Source organism: Vibrio sp. 10N.247.311.51 (assembly GCF_041467855.1).
Classification (GTDB): domain Bacteria; phylum Pseudomonadota; class Gammaproteobacteria; order Enterobacterales; family Vibrionaceae; genus Vibrio; species Vibrio coralliirubri.
The window spans coordinates 15,172-32,185 of the sequence record NZ_JBFSVK010000030.1 but is presented as its reverse complement, the minus strand read 5'-3'; the positions used below and the strand labels follow the sequence as shown (position 1 = coordinate 32,185).

The following is a 17,014-nucleotide window of genomic DNA, read 5'->3' as shown; positions in this document are numbered from 1 at the left end:
ACGGAACACCTGAGCAAGCGCAATTAAAAGCGTTTTTGCTGGGTACTCAACAAGCCTATGCCAGCAGTGTCTATAACCAGATCCAGATGAACATCAGACCTTGGTTTTGTCCTAAAGGGGGCCAGCTTGGTATTCGACCGGCGAGCGACGACCCAACACGATTTATTGAAAATGTAATTTGGGAAGCATTGGAGCGCACTTTGAAAATAAATCCTGACACATTCAAACGTTACAACGGCGTTGCCGCTTTCAGAGCAACAAACTCTGTAGTGCAATACGGACTGCAAACCCAATACCCATGCCATCAGGTTATCCCTGAGGCGCATCGCATGAACGGTTGGCCGTATTAAAAGGAGAGAAATAATGACTCATCAATGGTTTAAAAAAGCCAAACACAGTTATAAACACAAAGGGGCTACCTTTGAGTGGGATACGGCGGCAGAGCTTGGGGAAATGGTCGCAAAATCCAGTAGCTCTATGCCAAACCCTTATGATCCGAACTGTACTGATTTTGATGATTTCGCAGAGGCGTTCCGCACCACTCGTGAAAGCATGAGAAAAGCCTCTTAAAGGAAAATGAATATGTCACTACGTTACGTTATTCTGACGCATTTAAATGAAAAGCCCCACACCGGTTACAGTGTCACTAAGGCAATCAATCATTCTCATTATTGGGGCACGGTCATTCAACAAACCTACAAAGAGATAAAGGTCTTACAAAAAGAGGCGTGGATTGAAGAGCAATTAGACAGTGGAACAAGAGGCAATGCCTTCACCATCACCGAACAAGGGAGACAAGCCCTGATCACTTGGTTATCAACACCGGTCACCACCAGTGAGCCTCGGGATACCCTTTGCGTCAAGCTCATCAACCATCAGCTTGCACCAGTAGAATTAAGTAAAGAGCTTGAACGCAGCATCAAAAGCGCACACAAAACCTCTCAGCAATACGAGACTCTCTTAACCTCCCCTCATCTCACGATACCTCAAACCCTCGTGCTCAAAAAGCGCTTAGCAGAAGTGCAATTGAACTTAGATTGGTATACCGAAATCCAGGAGACCTTGTTTTGAACACGCCCACTCGCGATAAAAGCAGCCACTTCACCCGCGGTGGTCAAATCACCTTCCATGCCATCCGCATGTTTTTTCAGGTCAACAACACCCTGGTTAAGTTTTTAGGTTGGGGAATAGTGACCGCCACCTTGTTACTGACCTACGTTCGTGCACCTGCCAATGCCTTTTATGCCGAACAGTATTACTGGCGTAACTTCATATACGCAAAACTAGGTAAAGGTTTAGACTCAACAGTAACCACTATCTGGGAAGGGGAACGTTACACCGACACACTCGGCTCACAGCTTGAAAACCCTATCTTATTAAACCTGCATCATGAGCTTTGGTACTTGGTCCAAATTCATTTCTTGGTGGCCATCGCCATTGGATTACTGCTGTTTTCATTCGCACTGCGCTTTTTCAAACATCAAGGCGAAAAACAGAGTCAAGACTTTCATGTCAGAGGGTTTCAGTACGCAGAGCCTAAGCAACTGACTCAAGATTTAAAACAACGCGCAAAGAAACTCAAACAACAAGGCGTTGGCAATGGCCACATTTCCGATTTCAAAGTGGACGGAAAAGCCCTATTTAAAAATGAGTTTGAAGTGCAGCATTTGCTTGTTGATGGAACAACCGGCGCGGGTAAATCGGTCATGTTACGAAAACTGCTGACTTGGATACGAAAACGCGGAGACAAAGCCATTGTCTACGATAAGGGCTGTACCTTTACCAGTAAGTTTTTTGACCCTAGCCAAGATATTTTACTCAACCCTTTTGATGAACGGTGCGCCAATTGGGATGTTTGGTGTGACGCATCAGAAGCCCCCGACTTTGAAAACATCGCCAATGCCCTCATTCCTCAACACGGGGAAGGTGACCCATTCTGGGTCGATTCGGCACGAACGATTTTTTCCAGTACCGCTTATCGAATGAGCCAAGATGATAAGCCTTGCTCAACCGCTCGCCTCTTACAACTCATCTTAACCTCAGAGCTCGATACGCTAGGCCATTTTTTACAAGGCACGGAGTCCGCATCATTAGTCTCAAAAGACATCAAGAAAACCGCCATTTCAATCAAGTCGGTGTTGGCCACTTACATCAAGAGCCTGCGATTTCTGGATGGACTCGATGAAAAGGACGCAAAAGGCGCGCTTAAACGCCAACCATTCTCCATCACCAATTGGGTGCAAGATGACAATCAAAAAGGATTCTTGTTCCTCTCGAGCAATGCACAACAACACGCTTCTTTACGTCCGTTAATCTCAACCTGGCTCGCCATTGCGTCCAACGCCATTCTTGGGTTAGACCCCGATGAAGATAGACGCATTTGGGTGATCATGGATGAAATGCCAAGCCTGCATAAGCTGCCCGAACTCGATAACATCATCTCCGAAGTACGTAAGTTCGGAGGGTGTTACGTGATTGGTCTCCAGTCATACGCGCAACTCGTTAAAACGTATGGCAAGAACACAGCGGACGTTATATTCGATTTGCTCAACTCTCGCTTCTATTTCAGGGCGCCCTCAAATCAAATGGCTCAAATTTCATCAAAAGATTTGGGCGAACAAGAAGTCGACATTTCAAAAGAAAACATCTCTTATGGCGCTAATGCCCTGCGTGATGGTGTGTCCATTGGCCACCAAACCGTCACCCGCCCGGTCGTATCACCAAGTGAAATTCAAGCGCTTGATGATCTGCAATGTTACTTACGAGTCCCGGGTAGCAGCTTCATTACTCTGCTCGATTTACATTTTGACAAGCTGAAAGACATGGGGCCGGCCTTTGTTAAGCGTGCTTACACCCCTTCTTTAGCAATGACGAACGTCTATCAAAAAGCGGTGTACTACGAATGTGTCGCACCTGGGTTATTTTTAAACGAAGACGAACGCAGAGTGCTCGATGACAGGCAAGCTTCCCAATTTGAAAGTCCCGAAGAGATGAAGCTCGAGACAGACCAGATTAAAGCCGCGACACAAAGTGAGACCGTAAGAGCTTTAGCCAGTGAAGACGTTGCGAAGAATACAGCCAACGACGAGCATCAAGAGAGAGCACAAGCTGAGCTTGAAGAGTCGGCGATATCTCAAGACATTGGCAATGAGGAAATGGTGGAATAATGGACATTAACGAACTGGATTTACCCGAACAAGAAAAAGAAAGGTTTGCCAAGGGGTTTGTGGAATTCTTATCAGCGCTTAAAAGCTTAGCAACCCAACTCGAACTTGATTATAGAAAGGCGGCAGATGAGCCTGATTTTGAGGAAATGCGCATCAGCTTGAGTTTTGGGTTTGAAGATGAGCCCAAAGTCGATGCTTTAATACGTGATATTCGCGGCAATCTAGCCAGTAACTACGTGGGCCATTACCTTGATCATATTTCCGGCAAGTACCCTTTGGCTGTCTGGAAATTACACACAATGACTCCCTATGGTTGGACCGTTGAATTTTACTTTGCGACAGACTGGCAAGTTTTAGAAGACACTCAACCGTCAATAACATAAAAACATCAACCCATTTATTTTTAAGGTGAACACAATGCGCGTATTACGCCACCTCCCCCTACTAGCAATCCCCTTTGTCCTAACAGCCTGTAATGCATCCGAAGAGCACGCAGAGCCAACCTCACCGGCAAACAAAGCCGCCCCGACTCAAACGACGGATACCGTGGCATTAACCCAACGTTTTGAAAAAATTGGGGTGGAAGTCCTTAGCGTCCGTCCTTCTGACATCGCGGGGCTTATTGAAGTTCAAACGAACAACGGAACGCTATTTTCATCGCCAACCGGGGCGTATTTTTTAGCCGGCACGCTTTACTCATTAGATGATGAAGGTCAATACAGTGATGTACTGGCTAAACGCCAAGCCCCGATAAATGCTGAAAAAATCACAGCCATGGCAGACTCAGCTATCGAATATAAAGCAGATAATGAAAAGTACGTAGTCACCGTATTTACAGACATAACGTGCCCGTACTGTGGCCGCCTACATAGCCAAGTAAAAGATTACAATGAGTTGGGTATCACTGTTCGCTACCTGGCTTTCCCTCGCCAAGGCGCAACAGGTCCTGTCGCTGACCAACTGGCCACGATATGGGCTGCAGCAGACCCAAAATCGATGATGGATAAAGGGAAAGAAAGCCGTCGCATCACCGTAAGCAATAACGATATTGCAAAGGAGAGAGAAATCATCGCACAACATCACCAACTTGGCCGTGAACTCGGAATTAATGGCACACCTGCCATCTTTTTACCCGGTGGTGAGCTCGTGAGTGGTTACGTACCGCCAACAGAGCTAATCAAGCAATTAGAGCAATCTACTCTGTAGATCAAACCAATAAAGGAAATAGTGTGAGAACCACTATTAAAACCAACGTAACGACAACATTATTCGTTTCTATATCGACTTTAATTGGCTTAAGCACAGCGTTTGTTTTAACGCTGTTTTTTTGCCTAGCCATCCTTTTTCAAGTCATAGGCCGAGCCCTAACAACAAAATAAATCAAACACCGGAGCTTCGCGGCTAACGGTGTTTGGTGCCATCAGGAGTCTTTTCATGCTCTCTATCAGTCCGTTAAAATCCGCCTCTTCAGCCACCAAATACTATCTCGGTGAAGAAACCCCAAAAGATTTGCCTGACGTCTCCTTAGAAAAGGACACGAATGACAATTACTACCTCAAAGAAAAAGACCAAGACGAAAATACCTTTTGGTTTGGGGAGCTAGCTAAAGAGTCCGGGCTGGAGGGTAAACCCGTCGATGAAAAGACACTAGAGGCGGCACTTTCGGGTCATCTAGGAGAGGAAACCATTAAGGGAAAAAGGGACAACCATAAGGCCGGCTTCGATCTGACCTTTTCTGCGCCAAAGTCGGTCAGTATTCTAGCCCTCGTCGGAGGAGATACCCGCCTCATCGAGACGCACAATAACGCCGTGAAGTTTGCTTTGGGCGAATTAGAAAAAGACGTGGCTCAAGTCACTCAAACAAAAGACAAAGGAGAGCGAGAGTACCACAATACGCAATCCATGCTTTTTGCCGTCGTCCGTCATAAAACCAGTCGAGCAAACGAGCCACAAGTCCATTCTCATGCCCTCGCCGCAAACATGACTCGCAATCAAGAAGGCGAACTTCGCACACTTGCCTCGAGTCTTAAGCAAAAAGGGGGAGTCATTAACGGCAGTGGCGAACGGATTTATAACTTCCAAAAGTATTACACCGCTCTTTATCAAAGTCATTTAGCCAAAGGTGCTCAAGAATTAGGGTATCAAACCCAGGGCGTCGGCCATGGGCAGTTTGATATAAAGGGCGTTCCCTCTACGTTAATGGAAGCGTTCTCAACTCGAAAACAACAAATCGACCAACAAGCTTTAGAATTTGGCCATAACACTCAAGCCACCAGAGACACCGCCGCACTCAATACTCGCCAGGCCAAAACCTATCACAGCAACGCGGCCTTAAACAGTCAATGGCAAGCGGCCACTCAAGAGCAAGGACTTAACCCTGCGAAGCTCGTTGAAAACGCAAAAGAGCAAGCCCAAATCGACTCCCCCGCCCTCGCCCCGGCAGACACCAAACAAGCCCTACTTAGGGCAATCGATCATTTAAGTCAGTACACCACCTCACTCAATTTAGAAAAAATCATCGAGCTTGCGGCCAGTGACTTCACCAAAGGAGCCGAGCAACCGAACGCCATCGATTTAAAAAAAGCCACCGATGGGTTGATTAAGGATGGCACTCTGGTTGGATTAAAAGAGAAAGGGCAATACACATCAAAAGCGTTGCTACAAAACGAAAAAGCCCTCATGGACATCACCAAGGGACGTGCGCACCACATGCGCACGCACGTTGAACCGTCAACCCTTCGCCGTCTCGACATTCCAGTAAACCAACAACAAAAGCTCACCGAACTCTACCATTCCACAAAACAATTCCATGTCGTGAATGTGTTTGGCTCATCGGAGAAAATCGCACAACAATTATTAAATGTAGGCAACCACAGTGGGAAACGCGTTCAATTTGTCTCACAAAGCGCCAAAGCCAGTCTCCAAAGTAAAATCGCCATTCAAAGAGAGAGTCACACCCTCAAAGCTTGGATCTCACAAATATTTCAGCCAGAGCAGCGTCATAGTCTACAAGGCATACTCCACTCAAAGTCGGAGTTAACCAACAAAGATGTGTTACTCATCGATGACGCAAATAAAATGAGTGCAAATGAGTTAATCACTCTGACAGAAAAAGCCAAACAAACCGGCAGCAAAGTGATGCTCCTCAATCGAACCTCGAGTCGCCAAGGGTTTAAAGCGCACAACGCCATTGACCTGTATAGCAAAGGCAATGTCGAAAGCCACAATTGGGTCAACACCACCGCACGCCAGAGCCAAGTAAAGCTCTATGACAGTGACGCTAAACAAGTGGCACGCATGTATGCTGAGCGAGCAAATAAAGCCGAGACTCAAGTCCTTGCCACCTCCGGCGTAGAGCAAAGACGACTCACCAGTCACATTCGAGGCGCCTTAAAAAACACCGGTGAATTAGCACGCAGTGAAACCACCCTGTTTACGCAAGTACCCCATTTCCTGTCAAAATCCCAACAGCCTTTAGCACAGCACTATAAACCCGGCATGACACTCACCCAATGGGAAAAAGGCAAACCTCATACCTTTGTTGTTGCCAGCAGCGACAAAGCGACGAACACCCTTCACACCATCAACAAACAAGATGGGAAAGCCACTACGTTCGATCCAGCATCAAACTCATTTAAGGCGATGAATGTACAAATCAGCAAACCGCAAAGTCTTAATATAGCCAAAGGAGAACGCTTAACCACCTTAGGTAAACACTTCCCATCAGGGTTAGAGGCTCATAAAAGTTACCAGGTCACTGAACTATCTCAACAATCCCTAACCTTAAAAGATACGCAAGGGGAAACCCTCAAGTTACCGTTAGATAAACTCAAAGATGCGCCGCTCCAATACGATTATGTACACACTGCAAATCACATTGATAATAAAACGCACACCCTCTTATCAGCCAAAGCTTTTACGCTATCAAAAGCCTTATTGAACGATCTGAATGAAAAGACAGAGCACCTCGACATTTTCACTGATAATCCTGATAAAGCACGCAGTGCATTAGAAAAAACCGCCATCACACCATCGGCCATTGAACGTGTGATGCACACTCAACACGCAAATGATCGCTACCTTTCAACAGCAACGGAAGAGAAAGTACGACAAGATGTTCATCAAGCCCTATCGATGCTGTCACAAGATAGAACGCGCCCACCTCATGAGCAAGCGGTCAATTTTGCTTTAAACCACCTCTCTGAACGAGAAGCTGGTTTCAGTCAAAAAGAATTAGTCGTGGAAGCCGTCCGGTACGCTTTTGAAGAGTCGGGGGCCCCCATCACTAAAGAGCAAGTCGAAGAGGTACTGGAAAAGCGCAGAGACGCCCTGTCAGCCGAATACAGCGATGGCACACGCTGGACGACAAAAGCCGCACTTGACACCGAGAAACACATTTTGACGAACATTGAACGAGGCAAGGCGCAACATCAACCCTATGCGACCCCAACCCAAATCGAGGCGTACCTCAATGACCAGACGAGGTTGACCCCCGGCCAAAAAGACAGCATTACCCTGATATCAACAACACAAGACAGCATCGTGGCCATACAAGGGCTCGCCGGTACAGGCAAATCAACCATGCTCGAATCCAATATCGACTTGATTGAACACACAAGCCAGGTTGGACAAAACAAGCCAACACAAATCATAGGACTTGCGCCAACTCATGCCGCCGTCAGTGAGCTCCAAAAGAAAGGCGTTGAAGCACAAACCTTAGAAAGCCTCTTGACCGATATAAGAAGAGGAACCAAAGAGCCAAGCGACTATCAAGGTAGTCTCTTCTTTCTTGATGAAAGCTCGATGGTCAGCAACAAACAGGCGAAAGAGTTCACAGACTTAATCATCAACAGTCAATCTAAAGCCGTCCTACTCGGTGATAAAGAGCAACTGTTGTCACTCAGTGCTGGTAAACCTTTTGAGCTCGCCATGAAACAAGGCACCATCGATACCGCCAAAATGACCGACATTGTTCGTCAGCAAAACGACACCTTACTGAATGCTGTCCACAACATTCTCGATAAACAACCCAATAGCGCACTCGATAAATTACAGAAACAAAACCCTGATCCCCAAGGTAAAACCGAGCATGTGATCTCAACATTAGACACCACGAACCCTAACACGCGTCAAGCGCAACAAACGGCAACAGAAAAGCTCCCCTATGCCGTTGCGCAAGATTATCTCTCTCGAACACCAGAAACCCGAGAAAGCACTCTCATTATTGCTTACACCAACGTCGAAAGGGATAACATCACAGAGCATATTCGCGAAGGCTTGATAGGAGTCAGAGAAATAGGCCAAGAAAACATTGCAGCTTCAAGACTTCGCTCAATAGGCGCCACCGGTGAAGAGCTCTCCACTATGATGCCATATCAGAAAGGCTTGATTTTGAGCACGAAACCCGGAGAGTACGCCACCATCACCGGCGTGGATTCTGAGCACGGGATCGTGACCTTAAAAAATGAGGCGACGGGCAAAGAAAAAGCATTCTTACCCCGTAACCGTGATCATACGTTTACCACGCTATTTTCACTCTCTCACCAACCCTTATCCAAAAACGATAAAATCATCACTCGCTTCACAGACAAGACTCGAGATATCAAGGCTAACGTCGAATACCAGATACAAAGTGCGGACGAGCAAAGCATTACTGCACGCTCAGAAGCAGGGAGCACACTGACCATAAAACCCAATGAACTCAGAGACGCACATTGGGATTACGCATACACGCGAACCGCAGACATGGCGCAAGGCACCACCTACCCTCATGTGATCACAGCCATTCAAGGAAAAGGGGGACTCACCAATCTAAGACGGGCCTACATCGATCTCACGCGAGCCAGTGATCATTTAACCCTCTATACCGACAACCCAAAACAGATGGTGAAAACTTGGCAATCCAAAGAATCCAATAAGCACAGTGCCATCGAAACGCTCGACCAGACACCGCAAGCATCGACAACCTACTTCAACCGAAACGCGCTCCCACATGAGGACGTCCGCTATCAAAATAAAAGTGGGGAGTTTGACTACGGCTTATTTAAAGAACACATCAACAACGAATTACCTAAATACACAGAAAGCCTCGCAAAGCAATTATTAGGGCAACCGAACCGGTCAAAATCAGATCGCGACTATTTAACGTTTGGTATCGGAAAATCAGCCATTAAAGTCTCATTAACCGGTGAATACCGCGGTTATTTTAAAGATTACACCACTGGCGAGAAAGGCTCATTGATAAACCTAATCATGAGCCACAAAGATATTAATTACAAAGAGGCAATGAATGCCGCTCATGACATGCTCAACCAACCAGAAAAACACCAAATTCACGCGAATGAAAAACACGATAGATTATTAAACACCACACCGAGACATATCGCTCAATTTGAAGAAAGAGCAAAGGAATACATCGAACAAAGCCTGCCGCTGTCAGGTACATTAGCCGAACGATATTTAAATCGACTTGGGGTAAAGGACATCGACAATACCAACGTTCGGTTCCACCCTTCTGTATATTCATCAGAAGATAAAGCCTTTCACCCTGCAATACTCACCAACATCCATAATACACAAGGTGAGACGAAAGCCATTGAGGTCACCTATTTAAGTGATAAAGGGGAAAAAGACGAAGCACTTGATATTAACCCTAGAACCTTAGGTACGAAAACAAAAAATATGACGAGCTTCAATCATGGTGAACACCGAAGCACAACCATTATCAGCACCGACATTGAGAGCTCTTTTATTATTAATCAGGAAACAAATGGACAATTTGATATCATTAATGTAAATCACAAAAATGACATTCAAAACATATCCACTGATGAGTTAAGACAACACATCATTATTGTACTCGGACAAGGTAATCACGACCTCAACCCAAATAACGTTGAGAAAATAATGACCAACTTTTCCAATCGTGACATTCAATTCATGTCCAGTGAAAATTTAAAAAGCGATATAGACCAATGTTTAAAAAACATCGATAGACAAGACAACCCAACTCACCAAGAAATAAGTGACTCCTCTGAAACTAATGAGAGAAGAGAGCCTAGCTCACCAGCACTCGACGATAGAAGAGAACTGGATAGTCAATCACTCGAGCATTTTGACCACAAAGAGCACTCACCTCAGATAGATTTAGACTTTAATAGAGAATCAATAATAGAAGAAAGAGAAAATAGGGAAATTGAGCGAGAGCTAGAACGATAAAAAAGGGGTAGCATACGCTACCCCTTTTTTTCACCGGATAGGTAAGCATCGACACTTTTATCGACAAGTGCTGTCGTAGATTTCCTTTGCTCGACAGAATCACTCTTATTTTTATAATAAGCTTCACCATCAAAACCATGAGCTAAAGTTAAATTACTCGTTCCTTGAACCTGCCTAACACGTCGATAAATCTCTTCCATCAACTCACGGTTCGACGGCCTATCATCGTCACTATCATTCAACTTAATCCGCAAAGCCAATGTTAAGAGTTGTCGAGTAGCTTCGGCATCACTAAGCCCTTCACGATCCCTAAATTTTAAAAAATCCTTCTCTAATTGATCTCTAATTGACGCCTGTAATGGATAAGATCGTTTCAAAACACACCTCTTTACAATCAATGAATTTAACTAAAATATCATTGAACATCCATTGAATCAATAGCAAGAATTCACCCTCAAAACCTTATTACAAAAGGCTTAAATAAATATTAATTTAAAATCCATTAAAAAGACATTCAAACACCCCTTAAGACCTTTTAGATAAAGGCTTAAATGAGTATTTATTTAATTTACATATTTTTTGACTGAGATTTAATCGGCTAACTAGTTGAAATATTAAAAATTTTATCTAGTTCAAATTAATCCGAAATATCAACATAAGACATTGTTTTTAAAGGTTTTATAACTTTAAAGACAACCAACCACATTGTGTAACAATGTGCCGTAGGGTGTGGATGAAGTTAGAAGAGAGTGGCGACTTCGGAGTTTTTATTGAGGTCGTCTTAGTATTCGAGTGGTGTTTTGGTCACAAGAGTAAAAGCCGGTGCGATGGCGATTGAATCGAAGGGGGTATTGAACTAAGGAGGAGGATGTAACTACGTCAGACATTGCACCAATATAGTGCATGCGTTAGTTATTTAAGCTTCGTATTGAAATAAGCGTTTTGTACTTTTTCGATATATCTCTTTCGAGCTGGTTCTGTACGTGCAGAGAATCCAGCATTATAAGCGCCGACACTATTCCAATTAAAGCCATGGGTAGCGAAATTAGAGCTTAATACCCAAGCCCCTAGTGAAACATTAAAACAAGGTTCATAGACACTGACATCATCAACCTGAAACTCTGCCAGCTTAGAAAACCAGGAAGAGTTGATTTGCATCAATCCAAAATCACGAGTAATCACTTTCCCATCTTTATTTTTATTTTCGTTATAAGCATTAGGATCAAAGCTACTCTCAACATGAGCAATCGACCTTAGCAAATCAGGATCAATATTATAATACTGACCGGCCTCATCAAAACAAAAAGCAGCACCAGTACCAGGAAAAACACAAAGCAATAGAATTAATTTTTTCATAAATAAAAAATTGAGCCCAAATTGGACTCCATTATATCGCATCAATTGACCATATCAATATTCATGAGGAAGTAAAACTGTGGTGCAACTTCGATCGTGTTCAGTAATGATCAAAATTTTTTCATTACAAAGGAGATAACTTGATAAAATACGATCACCTTTTTTGGTCGCTTCATCATTCAGGATCTTATCTTCAATCTTCACCGTTCCCCAATCACCACTTTGATGACGTTGTAAATAAATAGAAAGATTGACGCCTAAACTGTTTTTTAACAAACTCTCAATCCCTGGGGTACAAACCACAACACCAAGCTCAAATGGTAGTGCTGAACAAACATAACTTTTTTCTTTTTTTTGCTCATTACTTGATGTAACATTCAGTTCGTTCATTTATGAAACTCCAATGTGATTAAATTGAACTTGCCTTGATATTTATTGGCCAAATATCAAGGCGCTTTACTTTTTAACGTTTAATAAACGTCTTCTGTTTTACGGATCTGGTTAAAGACTTGATAAATATCATCATATGAATAACCGTACTCTTCAATTTTTTCTACACAATCAGAAATATCATTCGTATAAAAGCATTCATGATTAAATAATTCACGGCGAATGATAGCTTCTTTACCATTCTCCTCAATATCTTGTTTAATGCCTTCCTTTTGAATAACATCAAGTTGCTCCACAAGTGTTTTTGCATTATCAACAGGGCAAATTAACCCCGCTATAACTCGGCAATACTCAACCCCCTCTTTTTTTGCTTCATCAAACTGCTGATTAGAGAAAGCGAAAAATGCGCCTAACTCGTTAAATAAATCGGTTTGTTTTTGTTGAGTATAATGAGATAGATATTTCATATTTTGACCTCTATTAATTTTATAACTTCAAATGACTAATTAAGTTCGACGAATATTAATGCACCCATGTTCAGTACACACGTAATTTAAAGGATTAAAATTCATGGTTTCTTTAGACTTACGGCGCAATCCGTGAATCTCTCTTAAGCGGTCTAAAATTTTCAGATCACGTACACGTTTGCGATCACTCCAGGAGATATCATTTTTTGGTGAGCTTTCGTGCTCCAGCGGCGAGACGCTGGTCGCTGAATTTAATCTAGAGAGAGTTGGGGTTGAGTTTTGTTGCGCCATAATGAGTTTCCTTTTTGTTTGAGTATCACTTTTCGGAGCCGCTTAGCTGTACGAGCTCTCCCCACAACCTGATTTGCAAGGGCGCGAAGCGTTCATATACCCTTGCAAATCAGGTTGTGGGGAGAGACGGTTAACAGCTTGCGAGTCCGTAAGTGGTGCGAGTAGAAAGGAAAATCGGCGCATAAGAAAACAAGCCCTTACTCGAACTTAATTAAAGTCAGTGAAAGGCAACGAGGAAGAATGACGAGGCGCATCGAACGCAGTGAGAGGAGTGCGTTCAGGATTGTAGCGAGATCCTTTTAGATAAGGACTTGTAGAGAGGCACATTCTGGGGCGGCACGCAGTGACTCACCAGGGTGATGCCACTCTTAGACCATAGCTAAAAGATACAAGCGAAAAGCCTTGCCCGAAGGGTAACGCCCGAAATCAGATCCAATCACGCCCCCTTAACTTTAAACAGCCCATAAAGCCCTGTAATAAACAAAACTCCCGAGCAATATAAACATACTAAGACCGGTAATATGCCTTTATGATGATGCAAAGAGCCGCGTATACGACCGCTTGCGGTCGAGCCTTTGGCTCAACCTCTTTTAACGCAGAAACCCAAGCGGGTGCAGCAATCACGAGGTAAAAAAAATGCCTCTAGGATAAGAGGCATTTGAGGATACATATTTGAATGTTAGACGTTGATATGACTACCAACCCAAAATGCTGCACCGGCTACAGTCGCAATCATCGCAAAGGCTGTTGCAATAATGAGGTTTTTAAGGGAACTCACTTCATTGCGAACCCCTTGAATATCAGATTTAAGCTCATTACGAACCATATCGACTTCAGATTTAAGCTCATTACGAGCCGTATCGATTTTATCGGAAAGCTCATGACGAACAGCTTCAATCTTTTGATCGAGTTCTTTGCGCGTATCATTTAACTGCTCTTGAGTGGCAGCATGAGCGGTTAGGTTGATTAGCTCTTCAACGCTTAATGTGACTTTGCTTGATTCAGACATAGTAGAAACCTTATTCAATTATCTTTATTTTACAACATAACGTTATGGAAGTCATTCACGCCAGAATGGGCGTGAATGAGCATATTTTTTAATTAGTCCAGAAGGGTCACGAGCCTTTTTGTCACAAATACCGCATTAGGTGTCATTTTACGAACCCAAGCTTTAGAGTATCGTGACCACTTAAAACCATTATTTTTTAATTTCTGACGAACGGCTTCGTCTGGTATACCCTCAAAAGAAAACTTAAGGCGCCCTTCTTCCTCGTACAACTCCCAAGCCGTCCCCATTGCTTCACCGTTACACTGTAGTGGTTCTTCATTGTGTAACACCTCCAATTCTTCTAATCGTTTTTTAATAGTACGAATCATTGCGTTATTATTTTTAAGTGCATAACTAGCAAAGCCTACATGCCCCCACGTATCTGGTTTTAGCAAATCTTTCGCTTTTTCTTCGGTCTGCTCATGCGTATTAACCAAGTATTCGATCTTATCTTCTTCGCTCATGTGGGTAGAGCGCACCACTTTATTGACGGCTTTCATTAATTTCTGAGATTGAACGCGATGATCTAACTTTTGCTTTAGCTTTGTGACCGCTTCAGGGTCGTCTGATGCAATACCAGCAGAACCGACACTATCAGCGCGACGGCTCAAAGATTCCGCTTTATCCTGAGCCTCTACGCTTTTGCGCATGTTTGTATTAATATTCTCCGCGTGTCTGCGGTGCTTTGCTTCTGAATGGTGGCCTACTAGAATAGGCTGACCGAAAGGCAACATTTTCCCCAATGAACTTGCTGTATTAAAACGCTCTGTAGATACAGCAGCAGCTTTTATTGCTCGCTCTTCTAAACGTTCGCGCTTTTCCTCTTGTCGCTCTTGATAGTCTCCTAGGGCTACAACTTTTCGGGTTTTATCTTCTGGCGGTGGTGGTGGATTTTTCTCGTCACTGTTAAGCGGTGACAGATAGCCGTCAATTAACGCCTTTGTCACTAATTCAAACGTAAAGCGCACTTTAGATTTAGAGGCTGCAATTAATTTAACCTCACTCACAGCCGCGTAGTAATGGTTTAATGTTGGGTAGTCTGCATCAATATCATGTCTGAATCGCTCCAAATCGCCATTCTCAAACTCGATATACATCATTGTTTTACTGTAACCATTATTGCGCCCTACTTCCTTAGCTTCTTGCATTGCTTTGGTGTTGTAATCGTCCAGCGTGTACGCATCACCATCAGAGAATAGATTTGATTCGCTCCAATCAATCACAACTTGCTTCACGGTGGCGGTATTAATTAGGCTTTCGTACTTATCAAACGGTGCTAGTAAAACCTCTTCTTTCACCTCTTCGACTTCCTCAACAACCAAAGAATCATTATCAAAAATAGCCTCTTCCGCGTCTAATTTATCCAGTGAGAAAGTCATAACTACATCATTAGAAAAGTGGTAAATACAATCACAAACCTGCACTTTCACGAGAACCCCATCATGGACAGTTAATAAAATCACCATGTCTCGGTAGTTCTTTTCGTACCAATCCCAAAATTCGGATTTGTCAATCGTTACAGGTTCGTTACTTCTAAAGCAATCATCCATACCCATTGATTGAGTTTTTAAGATCAACGAATCCGCAAGCTCCAACAACTTAGTAATTTTGGCCTTAGCATTTTTACGCAACTTATGGCCAGAGAAGCTTTTCAAAAATTCATTTTTGGATGAGCCTGACTGTTCAAACGGGGATACGTTTGTCGCTGTTTGGACGTTAGAAGCTGTTGATTGATTACGGATTGAGTCTGTCATAAGTTTTTCCTTTGATTAATTTTTCATTCCCGTTGTCGCCTGACTGCTCGACCCGAAATCATGGTTCTTCTCTGCAGGGGCGCGAAGCGTTTATTTACCCTTGCAGATAAGGTTCTGATTTGGGACGTTAAGCAGGAAGACCGCGACACGGCGAATGAGAAATCAAAGGGAAAAGACAGGCGAGAAACGGAATAAATCTTACAGATTCTTTCGTTTAAGCAGTGAAATGAGTGAGGAGGCACGACGAACGGCAACGAGGAAGAATGACGAGGCGCAGGCGTTCAGGATTGCAGCGATATCCTTTTGGATAGGGACTGTAGAGAGGCACATTCTGGGGCGGCACGCAGTGACTCACCAGGGTGATGCCACTCTTAGGCCATAGATAAAAGATACAAGCGGAAAGCCTTGCCCGAAGGGTAACGTCCATACTGCCTTTACCTAACGGCAAAATGATATGAGTTCAGGCCATCAGAAAGATGTTAACGTTACTTTTCTGATAAACTCGAGCTTCAGTTATCTAGATAGAATAAATTCATGAGTCGGAACCTTAAACACTATCAAGCCCTTGATGAACTTGTAACAAATTCACTTCTCGCACTGTATTGCACGATGAGTCAGCAAGGCGGATTTTGGACAGCAAAAAGAAGAAACGAGCTGTTAGTAAAATTCATCAAACCAAAAGTAAAGCGCCCTCAGTTTTCGACATGCAAAAATGAACTAAAGACAATGCTCAGTATTGGCCGTAGCGGAACGGGCAACCTTGAAGAAAAGCTATGGGATATCAATCGACTGAATCTCGAGTATCAATCCAAATTCTCACAGGCTGATGACCTCTATATCATGTTAACAGAGTTATTTGAGCAGCATCAATTCCCGTCGATGCTGGAAGATATAGAAAAAGAAATTGAACGAGACACTCTCTACATGAAAGAAAAAAGCGTAGAGCAAGGGTTTGATGAAGACAACAATCAAATAAAGCCACTGGCCATAACAGTGAAGACCAATCGATTGAAAGTGTTAATTAAAGCGCTACAAGCCAAAGGGATTTATCGTGTTGAAATTGTTAGTGAAGATAAAGATGAAATCATTCATCTTTTGCTGCATCGAAACAAATAAAGGTTTCGTCTCATTTTTTTTGCCCTGGGTATATTGGTGTTCAATTAAAACGCCAGCTTTAACCTTAATCGATAGCTTTCCCAAGTGGCATCGAACCCCAAAGCAAGTATGCTCAAGCAGATCATACAGTGATTGAGCTTTTTCAATACGCAACTCGGGCTTGCGCATGAATCGTTTGAAGTTAGCATTGGTTAAACTAGGTTTGGA

14 protein-coding genes and 1 pseudogene are annotated in these 17,014 nt (G+C 43.5%); 8 read left to right on the top strand and 7 right to left on the bottom strand.

Features of this window, described 5'->3' with window-relative positions; genetic code table 11:
* The 7 genes and pseudogenes from AB6E85_RS21450 to traI all read left to right on the top strand — a co-directional run.
* A pseudogene (locus tag AB6E85_RS21450) lies at positions 1–350 on the top strand (hypothetical protein); the annotation flags it as partial.
* Positions 351–363: 13 nt separating this feature from the next.
* The gene (locus tag AB6E85_RS21445) at positions 364–570 is read left to right on the top strand and encodes a hypothetical protein (RefSeq protein ID WP_372144172.1); all 207 of its coding nucleotides are present in this window, start codon (positions 364–366) and stop codon (positions 568–570) included.
* Between the two features lie 12 nt (positions 571–582).
* Positions 583–1,071: a PadR family transcriptional regulator gene (locus AB6E85_RS21440; protein ID WP_372144170.1), complete on the top strand. Its 489-nt coding sequence runs from the start codon at positions 583–585 to the stop codon at positions 1,069–1,071.
* Complete coding sequence (gene traD / locus AB6E85_RS21435) at positions 1,068–3,167, top strand: type IV conjugative transfer system coupling protein TraD (protein WP_372144168.1); 2,100 nt, start codon at positions 1,068–1,070, stop codon at positions 3,165–3,167. The genes AB6E85_RS21440 and traD overlap by 4 nt, the downstream gene beginning before the upstream one ends.
* The gene (locus tag AB6E85_RS21430) at positions 3,167–3,550 is read left to right on the top strand and encodes a hypothetical protein (protein WP_372144166.1); all 384 of its coding nucleotides are present in this window, start codon (positions 3,167–3,169) and stop codon (positions 3,548–3,550) included. The genes traD and AB6E85_RS21430 overlap by 1 nt, the downstream gene beginning before the upstream one ends.
* Before the next feature lie 34 nt (positions 3,551–3,584).
* Positions 3,585–4,373 carry a thioredoxin fold domain-containing protein gene (locus AB6E85_RS21425; protein ID WP_372144164.1) on the top strand — a complete coding sequence of 263 codons (789 nt, stop codon included), beginning with the start codon at positions 3,585–3,587 and terminating at the stop codon, positions 4,371–4,373.
* Positions 4,374–4,601: 228 nt separating this feature from the next.
* Positions 4,602–10,385 carry a conjugative transfer relaxase/helicase TraI gene (gene traI / locus AB6E85_RS21420; protein ID WP_372144162.1) on the top strand — a complete coding sequence of 1,928 codons (5,784 nt, stop codon included), beginning with the start codon at positions 4,602–4,604 and terminating at the stop codon, positions 10,383–10,385.
* 17 nt (positions 10,386–10,402) lie between these two features.
* Here the strand turns inward: traI and AB6E85_RS21415 are convergent, their stop codons facing one another.
* From AB6E85_RS21415 to AB6E85_RS21385, 7 genes are all read right to left on the bottom strand, one after another.
* Positions 10,403–10,762 carry a hypothetical protein gene (locus AB6E85_RS21415; protein WP_372144160.1) on the bottom strand — a complete coding sequence of 120 codons (360 nt, stop codon included), beginning with the start codon at positions 10,760–10,762 and terminating at the stop codon, positions 10,403–10,405.
* Positions 10,763–11,297: 535 nt separating this feature from the next.
* A complete protein-coding gene (locus tag AB6E85_RS21410; RefSeq protein WP_372144236.1) occupies positions 11,298–11,741 on the bottom strand; it encodes a lytic transglycosylase domain-containing protein in 444 nt (147 codons plus the stop codon).
* Positions 11,742–11,795: 54 nt separating this feature from the next.
* Positions 11,796–12,131, bottom strand: coding sequence for a type I restriction endonuclease subunit M (locus AB6E85_RS21405; RefSeq protein WP_372144158.1), 336 nt, complete (start codon positions 12,129–12,131; stop codon positions 11,796–11,798).
* 80 nt (positions 12,132–12,211) lie between these two features.
* A complete protein-coding gene (locus tag AB6E85_RS21400) occupies positions 12,212–12,598 on the bottom strand; it encodes a hypothetical protein (protein WP_372144156.1) in 387 nt (128 codons plus the stop codon).
* A 39-nt stretch (positions 12,599–12,637) separates the two neighbouring features.
* A complete protein-coding gene (locus tag AB6E85_RS21395; RefSeq protein ID WP_372144154.1) occupies positions 12,638–12,889 on the bottom strand; it encodes a hypothetical protein in 252 nt (83 codons plus the stop codon).
* A 679-nt stretch (positions 12,890–13,568) separates the two neighbouring features.
* Positions 13,569–13,898: a DUF1640 domain-containing protein gene (locus AB6E85_RS21390; protein WP_372144152.1), complete on the bottom strand. Its 330-nt coding sequence runs from the start codon at positions 13,896–13,898 to the stop codon at positions 13,569–13,571.
* A 92-nt stretch (positions 13,899–13,990) separates the two neighbouring features.
* Complete coding sequence (locus tag AB6E85_RS21385; RefSeq protein ID WP_372144150.1) at positions 13,991–15,691, bottom strand: DUF3560 domain-containing protein; 1,701 nt, start codon at positions 15,689–15,691, stop codon at positions 13,991–13,993.
* A gap of 534 nt (positions 15,692–16,225) precedes the next feature.
* Here AB6E85_RS21385 and AB6E85_RS21380 point away from each other — a divergent pair.
* Complete coding sequence (locus tag AB6E85_RS21380) at positions 16,226–16,807, top strand: DUF2913 family protein (RefSeq protein WP_372144148.1); 582 nt, start codon at positions 16,226–16,228, stop codon at positions 16,805–16,807.
* Positions 16,808–17,014 lie beyond the last annotated feature (207 nt).

Excerpts from the sequence above, each read along its gene's own strand:
- AB6E85_RS21395 (WP_372144154.1), bottom strand. The coding sequence starts at position 12,889 with ATGGCGCAACAAAACTCAACCCCAACTCTCTCTAGATTAAATTCAGCG.
- AB6E85_RS21425 (WP_372144164.1), top strand. The coding sequence starts at position 3,585 with ATGCGCGTATTACGCCACCTCCCCCTACTAGCAATCCCCTTTGTCCTA.
- traI (WP_372144162.1), top strand. The coding sequence starts at position 4,602 with ATGCTCTCTATCAGTCCGTTAAAATCCGCCTCTTCAGCCACCAAATAC.
- AB6E85_RS21405 (WP_372144158.1), bottom strand. The coding sequence starts at position 12,131 with ATGAACGAACTGAATGTTACATCAAGTAATGAGCAAAAAAAAGAAAAA.
- AB6E85_RS21385 (WP_372144150.1), bottom strand. The coding sequence starts at position 15,691 with ATGACAGACTCAATCCGTAATCAATCAACAGCTTCTAACGTCCAAACA.
- AB6E85_RS21445 (WP_372144172.1), top strand. The coding sequence starts at position 364 with ATGACTCATCAATGGTTTAAAAAAGCCAAACACAGTTATAAACACAAA.
- AB6E85_RS21400 (WP_372144156.1), bottom strand. The coding sequence starts at position 12,598 with ATGAAATATCTATCTCATTATACTCAACAAAAACAAACCGATTTATTT.
- AB6E85_RS21390 (WP_372144152.1), bottom strand. The coding sequence starts at position 13,898 with ATGTCTGAATCAAGCAAAGTCACATTAAGCGTTGAAGAGCTAATCAAC.
- AB6E85_RS21410 (WP_372144236.1), bottom strand. The coding sequence starts at position 11,741 with ATGAAAAAATTAATTCTATTGCTTTGTGTTTTTCCTGGTACTGGTGCT.
- AB6E85_RS21430 (WP_372144166.1), top strand. The coding sequence starts at position 3,167 with ATGGACATTAACGAACTGGATTTACCCGAACAAGAAAAAGAAAGGTTT.
- AB6E85_RS21440 (WP_372144170.1), top strand. The coding sequence starts at position 583 with ATGTCACTACGTTACGTTATTCTGACGCATTTAAATGAAAAGCCCCAC.
- AB6E85_RS21380 (WP_372144148.1), top strand. The coding sequence starts at position 16,226 with ATGAGTCGGAACCTTAAACACTATCAAGCCCTTGATGAACTTGTAACA.